At 66.5% G+C, this 1,054-nt stretch carries 1 protein-coding gene; it reads left to right on the forward strand.

Annotated elements, in window-relative coordinates:
* The first annotated feature begins 93 nt into the window (after positions 1 to 93).
* A protein-coding gene (locus GON01_RS15455; RefSeq protein ID WP_157028296.1) for an IS630 family transposase occupies positions 94 to 1,039 on the forward strand; the annotation gives its coding sequence in 2 pieces (ribosomal slippage) (positions 94 to 432 and positions 434 to 1,039; 945 coding nt in all).
* The last annotated feature ends 15 nt before the right edge of the window (positions 1,040 to 1,054 follow it).

Raw genomic sequence — 1,054 nt, forward strand, 5'->3', positions numbered from 1 at the left:
CTAGAGCGTTTTCGAGGTGATTTGAATCGCGGGGGATTCACACGGGCGTGTTTTTCTGATTCAGCATGACTGCTGGGCAGGAGGCCAGCGGTTATGCCGAAAGCCTGTTCGAATGATCTGCGCGAGCGCGTGGTGAAGGCGGTCGAAGCGGGCGCTTCGTGCCGGTCTGCGGCGCTGCGCTTCGGGGTGGCGCCGTCGAGCGCGATCAAGTGGGTGGCGCGGTGGCGGGAGCGCGGCGACGTGTCGCCGGGCTCGTCGCGTGGACGGATCCGGTCGCCCTTGCATGCGCACCGCGAATGGCTGCTCGACCAGGTGGCGGCGACGCCGGGGCTGACGCTTGCGGAGCTGCGCGAGCGGCTGGCGGCCGAGCGCGGGCTGAGCGCCGGGATTGCAGCGATCTGGAGCTTCTTCCGGCGCGAGGGCGTCAGCTTCAAAAAAAACGCTGCTGCCGTCCGAGCAGGCCAGGCGCGACGTCGCGCGCCGGCGAACGAGCTGGCGGCGCTACCAGGGCGGCATCAAGGCTGACCGGCTGGTCTTCATCGACGAGACCTGGGTCAAAACCAACATGGTGCGTACGCATGGCTGGGGGCGGCGCGGGCAGCGGGTCAGGGGCTCGGCTCCGCATGGCCACTGGCGCACGATGACCTTCCTAGCCGCGCTCCGGTCCGACCGGATCGATGCGCCTTATGTCCTCGATGGCCCGATCAACGGCATCACCTTCACCGCCTGGGTGGAGCAGTGTCTCGTGCCCACGCTCAAGCCCGGCGACGTGGTCGTCATGGACAATCTCGGTAGCCACAAGGGCAAAGCCGTCCGGCAGGCGATCCGAAAGGCTCGCGCCCACCTGCTCTTCCTGCCGCCCTACAGCCCCGACCTGAACCCGATCGAGCAGGTCTTCGCCAAGCTCAAGACCCTGCTCCGCAAAGCCGCCGAGCGGTCAATCGAGACAGTCTGGAAGCGCATCGGCCAACTCCTCGACCGCTTCCCGCCAGCCGAATGCGCAAACTATCTCCGCAACTGTGGCTATGCCGCTACCTAAGCTGAAAACGCTCTA

This window comes from Sphingomonas horti (genome assembly GCF_009753715.1).
GTDB classification, from domain to species: Bacteria; Pseudomonadota; Alphaproteobacteria; order Sphingomonadales; family Sphingomonadaceae; genus Sphingomonas_B; species Sphingomonas_B horti.